Source organism: Shewanella sp. S1-49-MNA-CIBAN-0167 (assembly GCF_040310145.1).
GTDB lineage: Bacteria > Pseudomonadota > Gammaproteobacteria > Enterobacterales > Shewanellaceae > Shewanella > Shewanella psychromarinicola.
On the sequence record NZ_JBEOPO010000519.1, the window covers coordinates 1 to 232 of the forward strand.

General features: G+C 39.2%; 1 pseudogene. It reads right to left on the reverse strand.

What is annotated here, in order from left to right:
* Positions 1–26 precede the first annotated feature (26 nt).
* Positions 27–232 (reverse strand): annotated as a pseudogene (locus tag AAEZ00_RS22250) (hypothetical protein); the annotation flags it as partial.

Sequence of the window (232 nt, forward strand, 5' to 3'; positions counted from 1 at the left end):
GGCCACAATTGAATGATTAAGTGGTTTTATTGATCCATATCTTCGATTAACTCGTCAAGAATACGCCGTTGATGCCCTGGGGTGATACCAATATTGAGTCTCGCTATTTTGACAGCATGGCCAAATTGAGCTTTACCAAGTAAGGTAACCAGTTGCTGTAAAAAACCACTGTCTAAAGATAAGGTCTTGCTATAGTGGCCAATGGCTTTTGTTAGAGAGGTAAACATTATAT